At 72.5% G+C, this 15,533-nt stretch carries 8 protein-coding genes; 7 read left to right on the top strand and 1 reads right to left on the bottom strand.

Annotated features, from left to right (window positions below; genetic code table 11):
* Nucleotides 1-227 precede the first annotated feature (227 nt).
* The 5 genes from KZ686_RS03340 (at nucleotide 228) to KZ686_RS03320 (ending at nucleotide 12,004) form a co-directional block, all read left to right on the top strand.
* Nucleotides 228-6,530: an alpha-2-macroglobulin family protein gene (locus KZ686_RS03340; RefSeq protein ID WP_407648525.1), complete on the top strand. Its 6,303-nt coding sequence runs from the start codon at nucleotides 228-230 to the stop codon at nucleotides 6,528-6,530.
* 29 nt (nucleotides 6,531-6,559) lie between these two features.
* Nucleotides 6,560-7,240, top strand: coding sequence for a lysoplasmalogenase (locus KZ686_RS03335; protein WP_265633397.1), 681 nt, complete (start codon nucleotides 6,560-6,562; stop codon nucleotides 7,238-7,240).
* Between the two features lie 101 nt (nucleotides 7,241-7,341).
* Nucleotides 7,342-9,789, top strand: coding sequence for a transglycosylase domain-containing protein (locus tag KZ686_RS03330; RefSeq protein WP_407648524.1), 2,448 nt, complete (start codon nucleotides 7,342-7,344; stop codon nucleotides 9,787-9,789).
* A gap of 293 nt (nucleotides 9,790-10,082) precedes the next feature.
* The gene (locus tag KZ686_RS03325; protein ID WP_265633396.1) at nucleotides 10,083-11,060 is read left to right on the top strand and encodes a delta(1)-pyrroline-2-carboxylate reductase family protein; all 978 of its coding nucleotides are present in this window, start codon (nucleotides 10,083-10,085) and stop codon (nucleotides 11,058-11,060) included.
* A gap of 215 nt (nucleotides 11,061-11,275) precedes the next feature.
* The gene (locus KZ686_RS03320; protein WP_149317457.1) at nucleotides 11,276-12,004 is read left to right on the top strand and encodes an OmpW/AlkL family protein; all 729 of its coding nucleotides are present in this window, start codon (nucleotides 11,276-11,278) and stop codon (nucleotides 12,002-12,004) included.
* A gap of 57 nt (nucleotides 12,005-12,061) precedes the next feature.
* On the opposite strand, the gene KZ686_RS03315 is transcribed toward KZ686_RS03320, so the two are convergent.
* Nucleotides 12,062-12,256, bottom strand: a complete 195-nt coding sequence (locus tag KZ686_RS03315; protein ID WP_265633000.1) for a heavy-metal-associated domain-containing protein — start codon at nucleotides 12,254-12,256, stop codon at nucleotides 12,062-12,064.
* 180 nt (nucleotides 12,257-12,436) lie between these two features.
* On the opposite strand from KZ686_RS03315, the gene KZ686_RS03310 reads away from it, so the two are divergent.
* Together KZ686_RS03310 and cueR are read left to right on the top strand one after the other, a co-directional pair.
* Complete coding sequence (locus KZ686_RS03310) at nucleotides 12,437-14,971, top strand: heavy metal translocating P-type ATPase (RefSeq protein WP_265632999.1); 2,535 nt, start codon at nucleotides 12,437-12,439, stop codon at nucleotides 14,969-14,971.
* A gap of 20 nt (nucleotides 14,972-14,991) precedes the next feature.
* The gene (gene cueR, locus KZ686_RS03305; protein WP_149317460.1) at nucleotides 14,992-15,486 is read left to right on the top strand and encodes a Cu(I)-responsive transcriptional regulator; all 495 of its coding nucleotides are present in this window, start codon (nucleotides 14,992-14,994) and stop codon (nucleotides 15,484-15,486) included.
* The last annotated feature ends 47 nt before the right edge of the window (nucleotides 15,487-15,533 follow it).

The raw sequence follows: 15,533 nt of genomic DNA, 5'->3' as shown, positions 1-15,533 counted from the left end.
CCTGGCTGACCCTTCCGGCGCTGACCCTTCGGCGCTGACCCGTCGGTTGGCTTGCGCGCCGGCGCCTCGCATGTCACTCTCGCCAGGTGCCCGCTGATGCACCAGAGCGGGGCGACCATCCGGAGAGGGATCAGATGCGAGACCGGGCCACGGGCGTTGGCGGGGAAGGCGAAATGAAGGAAGTGGCGGACGTCGCGGCGGAAGCAGCGTCGGTCGTCCCGGCAGACATGGCGGCGGACGTCCCGGGCGATGTTGCCAGGCGCAGTGCTCGCAGGCCCGACCGCCGGCGCCTCCTCGGCCATGCCCTCGCGGCATGCGTACTGGGGTTCGGCACCCACGCCGCGCTGGCGACCCAACTGACGCGTATTTCCCCGGAAGGCCAGGTCTCCAAGGTCCGCCAGGTCACGCTGCGCTTCGACCAGTCGATGGTGCCGCTGGGCGACCTGCGCGCGACCGCGCCGGCCGCCGTGCAATGTGCCGGCGCCGCGCCGGCGGACCTGGCCGGCGAAGGCCGCTGGGTCGACGACCGCAACTGGGTGTTCGATTTCGTCCGCGACCTGCCGCCCGGGGTGTCGTGCACGGTCCGGCTGCGCGCCGGGCTGAAGAGCCAGGCCGGCCAGGACTATCGCGGCAAGTCCGAATACCGCTTCGAGACCGGCGGTCCGATCGTGGTGTCCAGCCGGCCTTCCGGGGGCGAGATCGAGGAGGACCAGGTCTTCGCGCTGCGCTTCAACGGTCCGGCCACGCCCGACTCGGTGCGCCAGCATGCGTGGTGCCAGGCGCAGGGCGTCGGCGAGATGATTCCGGTGCGGCTGGTCACCGGCGCGGACCGCGAGGCGGTGCTCAAGGCGCTGGGATGGAAGCCGCGCAGTGCCGACAGCGTGCATCTGCTGGCCTGCCAGCAGCGGCTGCCCGCCGGCGCCAGGATGGAACTGCTGCTGACGCCGGGCATCGCGACGCCGTCGGGCCTGGCCAGCAAGGAAGGGCGCCGTTTCGAATACCGCGTGCGCGAGCCGTTTACCGCCAGCTTCAGCTGCGAGCGCGAGAACGCGCAGGCGCCCTGCACGCCGCTGCGGCCGATCACGCTCGAATTCTCGGCGCCGATCGCGCGCCGCGCGGCCGAATCGGTGGTGCTGCGCACGCCGTCGGGACCGGTGGCACCGAAGCTGGAGGCCAACCTGGCCGCCGATGCCACGATCACCTCGCTGCGCTTCGAGCCGCCGTTCGCCGAGAACGCCAATTTGACACTTGAGTTGCCGTCCGGCCTGAAGGACGAAAGCGGCCGGCCGCTGAACAACGCCGACCTGTTTCCGCTGCGGGTGGCCACCGCGCCGATGCCGCCGCTGGCCAAGTTCGCCGCGGCGCCGTTCGGCGTGATCGAGCGCTTCGGCGAGTTGCCCAGGAGCAAGACCGACAAGCCGGCCGACTATCCGCCGCTGCTGCCGGTCACGCTGCGTCATGTCGAGCGTGAACTGAAAGTGCTCGGCGTGCGCGCCGAGGCGGGCATGGTCAGCCGGGTCCGGGTCGACGACGATGCCGCGGTGCTGCGCTGGCTGGCGCTGGTGCGGCGCATGCACGAGACCAGCTGGACCCGCGCCGAACTCGACGCGATCCTGGCCGGCAAGCCGCCGTCGGCGGCGCGCATTCCGCGCAACGCGCCGCAGGTGGAAACGCGTGCCGTGTCGCTGCTGGCCGGGGTGCCCGGCGCGCGCAAGCTGGCCGTGCCGGCCTCGGTGGGCGAGGGCGCCAGCCGGCCGTTCGAGGTGGTCGGCATTCCGCTGCCGGAGCCGGGCTTTCACGTGGTCGAGATCGCCTCGCCGAATCTTGGCGCGGCGCTGCTGGGCAAGCCGGCGCCGATGTATGTCCGCACCGCGGCGCTGGTCACCAACCTCGGCGTGCACTTCAAGGCCGGGCGCGACAACGCGATGGCGTGGGTTACCACGCTCGATGGCGGCAAGCCGGTGCGCGAGGCCAGCGTCGCGGTGCGCGACTGCAGCGGCAAGCTGATCGCCACCGCGCGCACCGACGATGCCGGCGTCGCGCGCTTCGGCCGGCTGGGCGATGGCGGCGACGGCGAGGGCGGCAGCGGGACCGGCCGCTATTGCGAGGACACCGGGCTGTCGGGCTACTTCGTCTCGGCGCGCATCGTCGCCGCGCATCCGCAGGCGCGCGGCCAGGCCGACATGGCCTTCGTGATGTCCGACTGGAACCGCGGCATCGAGAGCTGGCGCTTTCATGTGCCGACCGATACCAGCGCCACGCCCACGGTCCGCGCGCATACGGTGTTCGACCGCACGCTGCTGTCCTCGGGCGAGACCGTCTCGATGAAGCACTACCTGCGCGTCGAGACCTCGAGCGGCTTCGCGTTGCCGCCGGGCGGCGCCGGCGAGTCCGGACAGTTGCCGGACAAGCTGGTGATCCGCCACGAGGGCAGCGGCCAGACCTACGAGCAGCCGCTGCAATGGCGCACCACCGCCTCGGGCGGGCGCAGCGCGGAGAGCCGCTTCGCGCTGCCGCCTGCGGCCAAGCTGGGCCGCTACACGGTGGAGCTGGCCGACGCGCGCCAGCGCAGCTACGACAGCGGCGCCTTCCGCGTCGAGGCTTTCCGGCTGCCGGTGCTGACCGGCACGGTGCGCGCCGCGGCCGCCGGCGGTGCGCAGGCGCTGGTCGCGCCGAAGTCGCTGCCGCTCGATGTCGAGGTGCACTATATGTCCGGCGGCGCGGCGGCGGGTTTGCCGGTGCGGGTGTCCGCGCTGCTGCGCGACCGTATGCCGCGCTTTGCCGATGCCCCCGGCTACAGCTTCGATGCGCCGCGTGCGGCGGACGAACAGCGCGAGGAGTCGGACGAGATTGAAGATCAAGACCAGGGCCGGGCGTCGGCGCAGGACGGCCAGACGCTGATCGCCGACAAGCGCGCGCTGACGCTGGACGCCAACGGCGGCGGCCGTCTGACGCTCGACACGCTGCCGCCGGTGACCGCGCCGCGCGATCTGCTGGTCGAGGCCGCCTTCGCCGATCCCAACGGCGAGATCCAGACGCTGCGGCAGACGTTGCCGCTGTGGCCCGCGGCGGTGGTCGCCGGCATTCGCGCCGACGACTGGGTTGCGGTCAAGCGCCAGGCCACGGTGCAGGGCATCGCGTTCGATATCGACGGCAAGCCGCGCGCCGGCGTGCCGATGGAGGTGCACGCGCGCGCCCGCATCACGACCTCGGCGCGCAAGCGCGTGGTCGGCGGCTTCTATCGCTACGACAACCGCACCGAGGTGCGCGACCTGGGCAAGGTCTGCGAGGCGAAGACCGATGCGCGCGGCCGCATGCAGTGCGCGGTGACGCTGGAGCAGACCGGCGAGGTGGAACTGATCGCCCGTGCCCGCGACGATGCGGGCCGCGTCTCCGAAGCGGCCACCAGCGTCTGGGTCACCGGCCAGGGCGAGCTGTGGTTCGGCGGCGAGAACCACGACCGCATCGACGTGCTGCCCGAGCGGCCGTCCTATGCGCCCGGCGATACCGCGCGCTTCCAGGTACGGATGCCGTTCCGCCAGGCCACCGCGCTGGTGGCCGTCGAACGCGAGGGCATCCTGGAGACCCACGTGGTGACACTGGCGGGCAAGGACCCGACCGTCAGCGTCAAGGTCAAGCCCGAATGGGGGCCGAACGTCTACGTGTCGGTGCTGGCGCTGCGCGGACGCCTGCACGAGGTGCCCTGGTATTCCATCTTCACCTGGGGCTGGCGCGAGCCGCGCGAATGGTGGCGCGCCTTCCGCAGCGAGGGGCGGGAGTACGTCGCGCCGACCCCGCTGGTCGACCTGTCGAAGCCGGCGTTCCGGCTCGGGCTGGCCGAGATCCGCGTCGGCAACGAGGCGCACCGGCTCGACGTCAAGGTCGCCACCGACCGCGCCAGCTACCCGGTGCGGGGCCAGGCCAAGGTGACGGTGCAGGTCACGCTGCCGGACGGCAAGCCGGCCGCCAACGGCGAGGTCGCGCTGGCCGCGGTCGACGAGGCGCTGCTCGAACTGATGCCCAATACCAGCTGGAACCTGCTCGAGGCGATGCTGCAGCGGCGCAGCTACGGGGTGGAAACGGCGACCGCGCAGATGGAGATCGTCGGGCGGCGCCACTATGGCCGCAAGGCGGTGCCGGCCGGCGGTGGGGGCGGCAAGAATCCGACCCGCGAACTGTTCGACACGCTGCTGCTGTGGAACCCGCGCGTGCAGCTCGACGCGGCCGGCAAGGCCACGCTGACCGTGCCGCTGAACGATTCGCTGACGCGCTTTCGCATCGTCGCGATCGCCGATCTTGGCGTCTCGCGCTTCGGCACCGGCAGCACCACCGTGGCGGCGACGCAGGATCTGCAGCTGATCTCGGGTTTGCCGCCGCTGGTGCGCGAGGGCGATCGCTACCGCGCGATGTTTACGCTGCGCAATACCACGGCACGCGCGATGACGGTGCAGGTTAGCGCGCGCAGCGTGGCGGCCGGTGCGGGCGGCCGGGTTGGCGTCAATGGTGGCGCCATGGCTGGCGCTGCTGCCGGTCCTATCCCCGGTGCCAGCGCCGGCGCCGCCTCCGCTGCTGCCTCTGCTGCTGCCTCTGCTGCTGCCTCCGGCGCCGCGGCTTCCGATCCGGCGGCAGCGACGCTGCCCACGCAGACGGTATCGATCCCGGCCGGCCAGGCGCGCGAGATCGGCTGGGACGTGGTCGCGCCGCTGATCGCGCAGGGCAGCGGCCAGGCGACCGCCACCGAGAGCGAGACGCAGTGGGAGATCGCGGCAACCGAGACGGGCAAGGCCGGCGGCGCGGGGGCCACAGGCGGCACAGGCGGCACAGGCGGCACAGGCGGCACGGGCGGCGACGGTCCCGCCTCCGACCGCATCCGCATCGTCCAGCGGCTGGCCGCGGCGGTACCGCTGACCGTGCAGCACGGCACGCTGGCACAGCTGGCGCCGGGGCTGTCGGTGCCGGTCCGCGCCCCCGCGGCCGCGCTGCGCGATTCGTCCGGGGCGCCGCGCGGCGGCCTGCAGATCGGCCTGCAATCGTCGCTGGCCGGCGGCCTGCCCGGCGTGCGCGACTGGTTCGCCCGCTATCCGTATACCTGCCTGGAGCAGCGTGCGTCGAAGGCCGTGGGCCTGGGCGACGCCGCCGGCTGGCAGGCGCTGATGGCGCAGCTGCCGGCCTATCAGGACGACGACGGGCTGGTCGCCTATTTCCCGATGCAGGGCGACGCGGTGCGCGACGGCGGCAGCGAGGTGCTGACCGCCTATCTGCTGGCGCTGGCCGACGAGGCGCATCGCGCCGGGCTGCCGCTGCAACTGCCGGCGCAGGCGCGCGAGCGGATGGAACAGGCGCTGGCCGCCTTCGTCGAGGGCCGGCTGCAGCGCCGCCCGTGGGCGCCGACCGCCGACCTGGAGATCCGCAAGCTGGCCGTGCTCGAGGCGCTGTCGCGCGGCGGCAAGGCGCAGGCCCGCATGCTTGGCTCGATCCAGATCGCGCCGCAGCAGTGGCCGACCTCGGCGCTGCTCGATTGGACCGCGTTGCTGCAGCGCCTGCCCGATGTGCCGCAGCGCGAGGCGCGGCTGGCCGAGGCGCAGCGCCTGCTGCGCGCGCGCCTGGACCTGCAGGGCACGCGGCTGGCGTTCTCGACCGAGCGCGACGACCACTGGTGGTGGCTGATGGCGGGCGGCGACATCAACGCCGCGCGGCTGCTGACGCTGGCGCTGGAACTGCCCGACTGGCGCGAGGATGCGCCGCGGCTGGCCAGCGGCCTGCTGGGCCGCCAGAGCGCCGGCGCATGGAACACCACCAATGCCAATGCCTGGGGCGTACTGGCGGTGCGCCGGTTCGCGCAGGTCTTCGAGCGCGAACCGGTGGGCGGTGCCACGCGCGTGACGTTGGGCGAGGCCGCGCGCAGCTTCGACTGGCGCTCGGCCGCGACGGGCAAGGACGGCGTGGCGACGGGCGCGCTGATGCTGCCCTGGCCCGTGCAGCCGCCCCAGCCCGGTCCGTCCGCCGCCCCGGCCACGCTGCAGCTGCAGCACGAGGGCGCCGGCCGGCCGTGGGCGACGGTACGCGCGCTGGCTGCGGTCCCGCTGGCCGAGCCGATCGCCGCCGGCTACCGCATCCGCCGCAGCGTCAGCGCGGTCGAGCAGGCCACGCCGGGACGCTGGTCGCGCGGCGACATCTATCGCGTCAAGCTGGAGATCGACGCGCAGGCCGACATGACCTGGGTCGTGGTCAGCGATCCGGTGCCCGGGGGCGCCACCATCCTCGGCAGCGGGCTGGGCCGCGATTCGCAGATCGCCACGCGCGGCGAGCGCCGCACCGGCGCCTGGCCGGCCTTCAGCGAGCGCACGCCGCAAGCCTACCGCGAGTACTACGCCCATCTGCCGAAGGGCACGGCGACCATCGAGTACACCGTGCGGCTGAACAACGCCGGCGAGTTCGCGCTGCCGCCGACGCGCGTGGAGGCGATGTACGCGCCCGAGGTGTTCGGTGCCGCGCCCAATGCGCGCCTGACCGTGGGGCAGCGTCCGTGAGCGATGTCCTGGAACGGCGCGGCTGGACGATGCCGCCGCGGGTGCGCGAATGGTGGATGGCCGGCGCGGTCGCCGGCACCATCTACGGCACGCTGCTGGTCAGCGCCGCGCTGGAGCTGCCGCCCGGCACGCCGCTGACGGGCAGCTTCGCCTGGCAGCCGGCGTGGAAGACCGCGATGGTGCTGCTGCTGGCGCGCGCGGCGTGGTTCCATCCGCTACGCCGCGAGCGCCGCTGGCTGATCGCCGCGCTGCTGTTCTCCGCGAGCGGCGATCTGTTGCTCGCGGTACCGTGGCTGCCGTTCTCCTTCGTCGGCGGGCTGGGATTCTTCCTGCTGGCGCATCTGGCCTATCTTGCTCTGCTGTTGCCGCTGTTGGGCGACGACCGCCCGCACCGGCTGCTCGCCTGCGGCGCGGTGATCGGTGCGGTGGGCACGCTGCTGGGACGCTTCTGGCCCAACCTTGGCACGCTGACGGTCGAGGTCTGCGCCTATGTCGTCGCGCTGACCGCGATGGCCTGCGCGGCGCTGCTGGCGCGGCTGCCGACGCCGCTGGCCGCGCTCGGCGCGCTGTGCTTCGTCGTGTCCGACGCGCTGGTCGGCATCGCGCGCTTCCTGTCGCCGTTCGATCGTTTCGAACTGGGCATCTGGTGGACCTATGCCGCGGCGCAGGTGCTGCTGGTCGCGGGCATCGTCGCGGGGCGGCGGCCATGAGGCAGGGGACGGGTTCGCTGGGCTCGTTGCGGGTGGCCAGGGCCCCGGCACTGCCGCGGGCGCTGCCAAGTTCTCTGTGGTTCGGGATGCGGTTCGTGCTGCTGTTCGCGGTCTTGATCGCGTTCTTGTTCGCGATACCGTCCGCGCCGGCGTCCGCCGAGGCGCTGCCCGGCTTCGAGCAGGTGCGCGAGCGCTACCGCAGCGCCGACGTCATCGTGCGAGACCGCCATGGCGAGCCGGTCGCCACCGTGCGGACCGATTTCAGCGCGCGGCGCGGGCAATGGGTGTCGCTCGACGAGATCTCGCCGGCGGTGCGCACCGCCATCGTGCTGTCGGAGGACCGGCGCTTCTACCAGCACAGCGGCGTCGACTGGCAGGGCGTGGCCGGCGCGGCCTGGGCCAATCTGTGGAACACGCGCACGCGCGGCGCCTCGACGCTGACGATGCAGCTGGCGGCGCTGCTCGACGACGATCTGCGCCGCGGCGCGGGCGGACGCAGCGCGGCGCAGAAGATGAGCCAGGCCTGGCGCGCGGCGCGGCTCGAACACGGCTGGAGCAAGAGCCAGATCCTCGAGGCCTATCTGAACCTGGTGCCGCTGCGCGGCGAACTGGTCGGCCTGTCGGCGTTGTCGCACGCGCTGTTCGGCAAGCTGCCGAGCGGACTCGATGCGCGCGAGGCGGCGCTGGCGGTGGCGCTGGTGCGCGCGCCCAATGCCGCGCCGGCGCGGGTCACGCAGCGCGCCTGCCAGATCCTGCGGGAGATGGGGCAGCCCGCGGGCTGCAGCGGACTGGACGGCTTCACGCAACTGGCGCTGGCGCGCGCCGCGATGCCGCCGTCCGGTCCGGGCCGCGCGCAACTGGCGCCGCACCTGGGCCGGCTGCTGGTCGATCGGGTCGTGCAGGGCGCACCGGGTGCACTGGGCGCACTGGGCGCACCGGCAGTACCCGGAGCACCGGGAGCACCGGGAGCACCGGGAGCGCCGGGAGCACCGGGCGTGCGAGGCGCGGCACGGACGCCGCCGGCCGCGATCGATTCGACGCTGGACGCGGGCGTGCAGCGGCTGGCGATGGCCAGCCTGCAGCGGCATCTGCGCGAACTGGCCGGACGGCATGTCGAGGACGGCGCGGTGGTGGTGCTCGACAACGCCAGCGGCGACGTGCTGGCCTACGTGGGCTCGTCGGGCGCGCTGTCGGGGGCCGCGCAGGTCGATCATGCGGCCGCGCTGCGCCAGGCCGGCTCGACGCTCAAACCCTTCCTGTATGCGCAGGCGCTGGAGGAGCGGCGCCTGACCGCCGCCTCGCTGCTGGACGACCGGCCGGTCAACCTGCCGACCGGCGGCGGCCTCTACATCCCCCGCAACTACGACGGCCGCTACGGCGGCTGGGTCAGCATGCGCGCGGCGCTGGCCGCTTCGCTCAATGTGCCGGCGGTGCGCACGCTGGTGATGGTGACCCCGCACCGCTTCCATCGGCGCCTGGTCGCGCTCGGGCTGCCGCTGACCGAGGCCGGCGACTACTACGGCTACAGCCTGGCGCTGGGCAGCGCCGACGTGTCGCTGCTGACGCTGACCAATGCCTACCGGACGCTCGCCAACCAGGGCCGGCAGGCGCCGGTGCGGATGCGGCTGGCCGAGCCGGCGCCCCGGCCGGTGGCGGTGATGTCGGCGGCCGCGACCCATGTGATCGGCGACGTGCTGTCCGACCGGCATGCACGCGCGCGCACCTTTGGCCTGGACAGCCCGCTGACTACGCGCTTCTGGACCGCGGTCAAGACCGGCACCAGCAAGGACATGCGCGACAACTGGTGCATCGGCTGGTCGCAGCACTATACGGTCGGCGTCTGGGTCGGCAACGCCAGCGGCGCGGCGATGCGCGATGTGTCCGGCGTATCCGGCGCGGCGCCGGTCTGGCACGACGTGATGGCCTTCCTGCATCGCGATCGCGCCAGCCGGCCGCCCGCACTGCCCACCGGCGTCGAACGCGTGCCGGTGCGGTTCGAGGGCGTACCCGAGCCTGCGCGCGAGGAGGTGTTCCTGGCCGGCACCGCGGTGCCGGTGGTTGCCGTCGGCAGCCATCACCAGGGCGCGCCGGCGGGGCGGACGGCAGCGCCGAGTGCGGCGCCGGGCGCTGCGCTGAATGCGGCGGCGAATACAGCGTCGGGTGCCGCGTCGAGTGCCGCGCGGACGGCGGCAGACCCCGGCCGCGGCGCGGCGATCGCGAGCCCGGCCGATGGCACCGTCTTCGCGCTCGATCCCGATATTCCGCCGCAGGCGCAACGTGTCTGGCTGCATGCCGAAGATGTCGCCGGCCGCACCGCCCAGGGAGTGGCCTGGCGGCTCGACGGCAAGCGGCTCGGCCGCGGCGGCAAGCTGGCCTGGCTGCCGTGGCCGGGACGGCATCGGCTCGAGCTGGTCGATGCCGGTGGCACGGTGATCGATACGGTACGCATCGAGGTGCGCGGCGCGACCGTGCGGGAGGCGGGCGCGCGACCGCCGTCGGCGCCGGGCCGGGCGGCGGTGAGGCAGGGCGCCGCGGCCGAGCGCGGATAATCGCTGGTTGCTGGTTGCTGGTTGCTGGTTGCTGGTTGCTGGTTGCTGGTTGCAGTTGCAGTTGCAGTTGCAGGCTGCTGGTTGCCGCTTGCCGCTTGCCGCTTGCGCCGTCCGCCACTCGCCGCTCGCCGTCCGCCGCTCGCTGCCGCCCGTGGTCCTTCGTCCGCGCCCGTAACGCGTCGCGCCGCCGCCATCCTCCGCATTCCCAATATCTTCAGGAGCCTCGATCCGTGCCTACCGAACCGACCGCCTCGCCGACCGCCTCACCGACCGGATCACAGATCGCCTCGCCGATGCTGCTCGATGCCGCCCAGACCGCGGCGCGGCTGCCGTATCCCGAACTGGCTGTCGCCATTGCCGACATGCTCGGCGAACTGCGCGCCGGCACCGCGATGGCGCCGCCGCGGCTGGCGCTGCCGGTCGGCGACGTGACCGCCGCCAGTCCGGAAGGCGAGGGAACGCTGCTGGTGATGCCGGCCCGCAATGCCGACCTGGTGATGACCAAGAACATCACGGTCCATCCCGGCAACCCGGCGCGCGGGCTGGCCAATATCCTCGGCGAAGTGGTGGTGGCCGACGCGCATACCGGCGTGCGGCTGGCGCTGCTCGACGGGCCGACCGTGACCGGGCGCCGCACCGCCGCGGTGTCGCTGCTGGCGGCGCAGCGCTTCGCCGCGCGGCCCGACGGCGAGCTGCTGATCGTCGGCGCCGGCGTGCAGGCCACCACGCACCTCGAGGCCTTCGCGGCGGGATTGCCGCTGCGGCGGGTCTGGCTGCATTCGCGCACGGCGGACAAGGCCAATGCGCTGGCGGCGCACGCGCGCGGCCTCGGGCTGGAAGCCGAGGTGCTGGAATCCGCCGCGGGCGAGATCGAAGCGGTGTTGGACCGCGTGTCGATGGTGGTCACCGTGACGTCGAGCCGCGCGCCGGTGCTGCCGGATCTGGATGCCGGCTGCTGGCGCGACGACCACTTCATCGCCGCGGTCGGGGCGTTCCGGCCGGACATGTGCGAGCTGCCGCCGGCGCTGTGCCGCGGCGCCGCACAGGCGGGGCGGCTGCTGGCCGATACGCTGTTCGGCATCGAGGACGAGGCCGGCGACCTGCTGCAGGCCGGCATCGACTGGGCCGCGGTGCAGCCGTTCGAGACGGCGATCCTCGCCGCCGATGCGATCCGCGCGCGCACCGGCAGTCCGCTGGTGTTCAAGAGCGTGGGCTATGCGCTGTGGGATCTGGCCGCGTGCGCGCTGGCGGTGCGAGCCGCCAACGCATGACGCCGCGGAAGGCATCGGGGCACGACCCGGTGTCACATTCCTGAGACACTTCTGCCGCCTCTCTCCCCGCCGCGGTGGCCCTTCGGGTACCGCTGATTGCGGTAAACCCTCAATTTAGTGGCGCCCCTCTACAAAATGTATCTAGATTGAAACGATGGCGGCATCCGCAGCGGGATAATGCTGCCCTTGCAGTTGAAAACCACGAAGGAGAGAGGATGTCGCACAAGAAAAAAATCCTGGTGGCTGTCGCGGCCATGGTAGTGGGCGGGGTTGCCCAGGCACAGTCGGCCGGCAGCACCGTCGTCAGCACGGGCTGGTTCCGCGTGATGCCGAACAGTTCGGCCGATCCGCTGACCATCGACAGCGTCGGCGGCCGCCCGGTCGGCACCCAGCGCCCCAATACCGGCGCCGATATCAAGGCCGCCAATACGCTGGGCCTGTCGATCGACCACTTCATCACGGACAACATCTCGGCCGAATTCGTGCTGGGCCTGCCGCCCAAGCACGACGTCGAGGGAGACAAGGGCTACGGCAAGTACGGCAAGCTGGGCACGGTGCGCCAGTGGAGCCCGGCGGTGCTGGTCAAGTACCACTTCCTGGAGCCCGCCGCGCGCCTGCGTCCCTATGTCGGCCTGGGCGTGAACTACACCTGGTTCAGCGACGAGACGATTACCAACCAGCAGTTCGTGCGCCAGGAGTTCGGCCCGAACGCCACCATGACCGCCAGCGCCAAGTCGTCGTGGAATCCGGTCTTCAACATCGGCGCCAACTACAAGATCAACGAGCGCTGGCACGTCGGCCTGTCGGTGTCCTACCTGCCGCTGGATACCCGCGCGACCTTCGTCACGCGCAACTCCGCGCTGGGCGGCGCCACCGTGGTGTCGCACACCAAGATCAAGATCGATCCGATCGTGACCTTCCTGAACGTCGGCTACCGCTTCTGAGCGTCGCCGACCGGCCGCGTCCGCGTCTCCCTGGAGCGCGGACGCGGTTCCTTCCGATCAGCCCTTGACCGGATAGCCCGCCGATTCGATGGCCTCGCGCACTTCCTGCGCATCGGCGTCCGATTCCACGCTGACCGCCTGCGCCGCGATATCGGCCGACACGCGGGCGTCGGGATCGACCTGCTTCACCGCGCGCGTGATCGCGCCCACGCAGTGATTGCAGGACATGCCTTCCACTTGAAACTGCATCATCGTCGAACTCCTCGGTATGGGTGGTGAATGCGGTGAATGGCGCCATTGTGAACCTTCCCATCATGTCAAGCGCAAGCCCCGACGCGCCGCATGGAGAACTGGCACTTCGGCCTTGACCTTCCTAGCATGGTAAGGTCCAGCATCCAGTGACAGGCTATGTCAACGAGGATGCCAACCGCCATGTCCACTTCTTCCATACCGCTGTCTCCGGCCCCGGCCGGCACGAATGCCACCCCGGCCGCGCCCGAATGGCGCCTGCCGATCGAAGGGATGACCTGCGCCTCCTGCGTGCGCCGGGTCGAGAACGCGCTGGCCAAGGTGCCGGGCGTGCGTTCGGTCGCCGTCAACCTCGCCACCGAGGAAGCGACCGTGCAGGCCGACAGCGCCGCGGTGCTGCCCGCCGCGGCCGACGCCATCGCCGCCGCCGGCTACGCGGTGCCCCGCACCGAGCTGGAGCTGTCCGTGCGCGAGATGACCTGCGCCTCCTGTGTCGGCCGCATCGAGCGCGCCTTGCGCGCGGTGCCGGGCGTGGTCGATGCCCAGGTCAACCTGGCCACCGAGCGCGCCCTGGTGACGCTGGTCGGCGGCAGCGCGGCCGACATGCTGCCGGCGCTGACCGAGGCCGTGTCGCGTGCCGGCTATGCCGCCGAACCGGTGAGCGATGGGGTAGCCGATGCCGCCGCGGCCGCAGGGGCGCCGCCCGCGCGCACCGCCGACTTCTGGTCCGGACCCTGGTCGGTCGCGATCCCGGCCGCGCTGTCGCTGCCGCTGGTCGCGCCGATGGTGCTCGGCTGGTTCGGCATCGCGTGGAACGTGCCGGCGCTGTGGCAATGGCTGCTGGCCACGCCGGTGCAGTTCGTGTTCGGCTGGCGCTTCTATCGCGCCGGCTGGAAGGCGCTGCGCGCCGGCACCGGCAATATGGATCTGCTGGTGGCGCTCGGCACCTCGGCCGCCTACGGCCTGTCGCTGTGGCTGATCTGGCGCGGCGCCGCCGCCCATGGCGAGAGCCATCCGCACCTGTATTTCGAGAGCGCGGCGGTGGTGATCACGCTGGTGCGGCTCGGCAAATGGCTCGAGGTCCGGGCCAAGCGGCAGACCGCCGACGCGATCCGCGCGCTGGCCGCGCTGCGGCCCGATACCGCGCGGGTGCGCCGCGACGGCGTCGACACCACGGTGCCGCTGGCGCAGGTACGCGTCGGCGACGAGGTGGTGGTGCTGCCGGGCGAGCGCATTCCGGTCGACGGCGTGGTGATCGACGGCGACAGCCATGCCGACGAATCGATGCTGACGGGCGAGAGCCTGCCGGTGCCCAAGCATGTCGACGACCGCGTGACGGGCGGCGCCATCAACGGCGAGGGCCGGCTGGTGCTGCGCACCGCCGCGGTCGGCGCGGAAACGGTGCTGGCACGCATCATCCGCATGGTCGAACACGCGCAGGCGGCCAAGGCGCCGATCCAGCGGCTGGTCGACCGCGTCAGCGCGGTGTTCGTGCCGGTGGTGCTGGCGATCGCGCTGGTCACGCTGCTGGGCTGGGGCCTGGCGCTGGGCGACTGGCAGTCGGCGCTGCTCAACGCGGTGGCGGTGCTGGTGATCGCGTGCCCGTGCGCGTTGGGGCTGGCCACGCCGACCGCGATCATCGCCGGCACCGGCGCGGGCGCGCGGGCCGGCATCCTGGTCAAGGACGCCGAGGCGCTGGAGACCGCGCATCGCGTCAACGTGGTCGCGTTCGACAAGACCGGCACGCTGACGGTCGGCCAGCCCGAGGTGGTGGCGCTGCTGTCCGCGGAGGGAATGACGGGCGGCGGCGAGCGGCGTGACGACGCCTCTTCGCTGCTGCTGGCGCGGCTGGCCGCGCTGCAGGCCGGCAGCGAGCATCCGCTGGCCCGAGCGGTGCTGCACGCCGCCGAGCAGCGTGCGCTGGCGGTGCCGGTCGCGAGCGAACTGCGCGCGCTGCCGGGCCGCGGCATCAGCGGGCGCATCGATGGCGTCGCCTGGGCGCTCGGCAGCGAGCGCCTGCGCAAGGAGCTGGGCGCGTCGCTGGACGAGAGCTCCGCACTGCAGCGCGAGGCCGAGGCGCTGCGCCGGGCCGGCCGCACGGTGTCGTGGCTGATCGCGGTCGATACGCGCCGCGTCGAAGGACTGGTCGCGTTCGGCGATGCGATCAAGCCGGGCGCGCGCGAAGCGGTGGCGCGCCTGCATGCGGCCGGCGTGCGCACCGTGATGCTGTCCGGCGACAGTCACGGCGCCGCGGCACAGGTCGCCGACGCGCTCGGCATCGACGACGTGCAGGCCGAGGTGCTGCCCGAGGACAAGGCGGCGCGCGTGGCCTCGCTCAAGCGCGGCGGTGCGGTGGTCGCGATGGTCGGCGACGGCGTCAACGATGCGCCGGCGCTGGCCGCGGCCGACGTCGGCATCGCGATGTCCACCGGCACCGACGTGGCGATGCACGCGGCCGGCATCACGCTGATGCGCGGCGACCCGGGCCTGGTTGCCGACGCGCTGGCGATGTCGCACCGGACCGTGCGCAAGATCCGGCAGAACCTGTTCTGGGCCTTCGTCTACAACGTGATCGGCATCCCGCTGGCGGCGGCCGGTCTGCTCAGCCCGGTGGTGGCCGGCGCGGCGATGGCGTTCTCGAGCGTCAGCGTGGTCGGCAACGCGCTGCTGCTGCGGCGCTGGCGGCCGGCACCGCGCGACGGGGCCGTGCCGCACTGAAATCTGGAGGAAGCAAGGCGATGAATATCGGCGAAGCGGCGGCCGCCTCGGGCGTGTCCGCCAAGATGATCCGGCACTACGAATCGATCGGGCTGCTGCCCGAGCCGCCGCGCAGCGAAGGGGGCTATCGGCGCTACGACGAGCGCGCGCTGCATACCTTGCGCTTCGTACGGCGCGCCCGTAATCTCGGGTTCTCGCTGGACGAGATCCGCAACCTGCTGCTGCTGTGGCAGGACCGCGGGCGCGCCAGCGCCGACGTCAAGGCACTGACGCTGCGCCATGTCGCCGAGCTGGAAACGCGCATCGCGGAACTGGCGGCCATGCGCGACACGCTGCGCGCGCTGGCCGAGGCGTGCAGCGGCGACGAGCGGCCGGATTGCCCGATCCTCGCCGACTTCGCCGAGCCCGGGAGCGCGCCGTCAGCGGGGGATAGGCGTCACGGCAGTTCGCGCGACGGCAATGCGGACGATGGCAATGCGTCCGACGGCAATGCACGCCACGCCTGCCACTCTTGAACGCTGACCGGCGTGCGGCCGCGCCGCGCGCCGACGAGGAGAGCGAT

Source organism: Cupriavidus cauae, from assembly GCF_026210475.1.
Classification (GTDB): Bacteria; Pseudomonadota; Gammaproteobacteria; order Burkholderiales; family Burkholderiaceae; genus Cupriavidus; species Cupriavidus cauae.
This window is presented reverse-complemented; position numbering and strand designations above follow the sequence as displayed.

What these genes read in the sequence shown, in the direction of transcription:
- KZ686_RS03340 (WP_407648525.1), top strand. Translation starts at nt 228, where the DNA reads ATGGCGGCGGACGTCCCGGGCGATGTTGCCAGGCGCAGTGCTCGCAGG.
- KZ686_RS03335 (WP_265633397.1), top strand. Translation starts at nt 6,560, where the DNA reads ATGCCGCCGCGGGTGCGCGAATGGTGGATGGCCGGCGCGGTCGCCGGC.
- KZ686_RS03325 (WP_265633396.1), top strand. Translation starts at nt 10,083, where the DNA reads ATGCTGCTCGATGCCGCCCAGACCGCGGCGCGGCTGCCGTATCCCGAA.
- KZ686_RS03320 (WP_149317457.1), top strand. Translation starts at nt 11,276, where the DNA reads ATGTCGCACAAGAAAAAAATCCTGGTGGCTGTCGCGGCCATGGTAGTG.
- KZ686_RS03315 (WP_265633000.1), bottom strand. Translation starts at nt 12,256, where the DNA reads ATGATGCAGTTTCAAGTGGAAGGCATGTCCTGCAATCACTGCGTGGGC.
- KZ686_RS03310 (WP_265632999.1), top strand. Translation starts at nt 12,437, where the DNA reads ATGTCCACTTCTTCCATACCGCTGTCTCCGGCCCCGGCCGGCACGAAT.
- cueR (WP_149317460.1), top strand. Translation starts at nt 14,992, where the DNA reads ATGAATATCGGCGAAGCGGCGGCCGCCTCGGGCGTGTCCGCCAAGATG.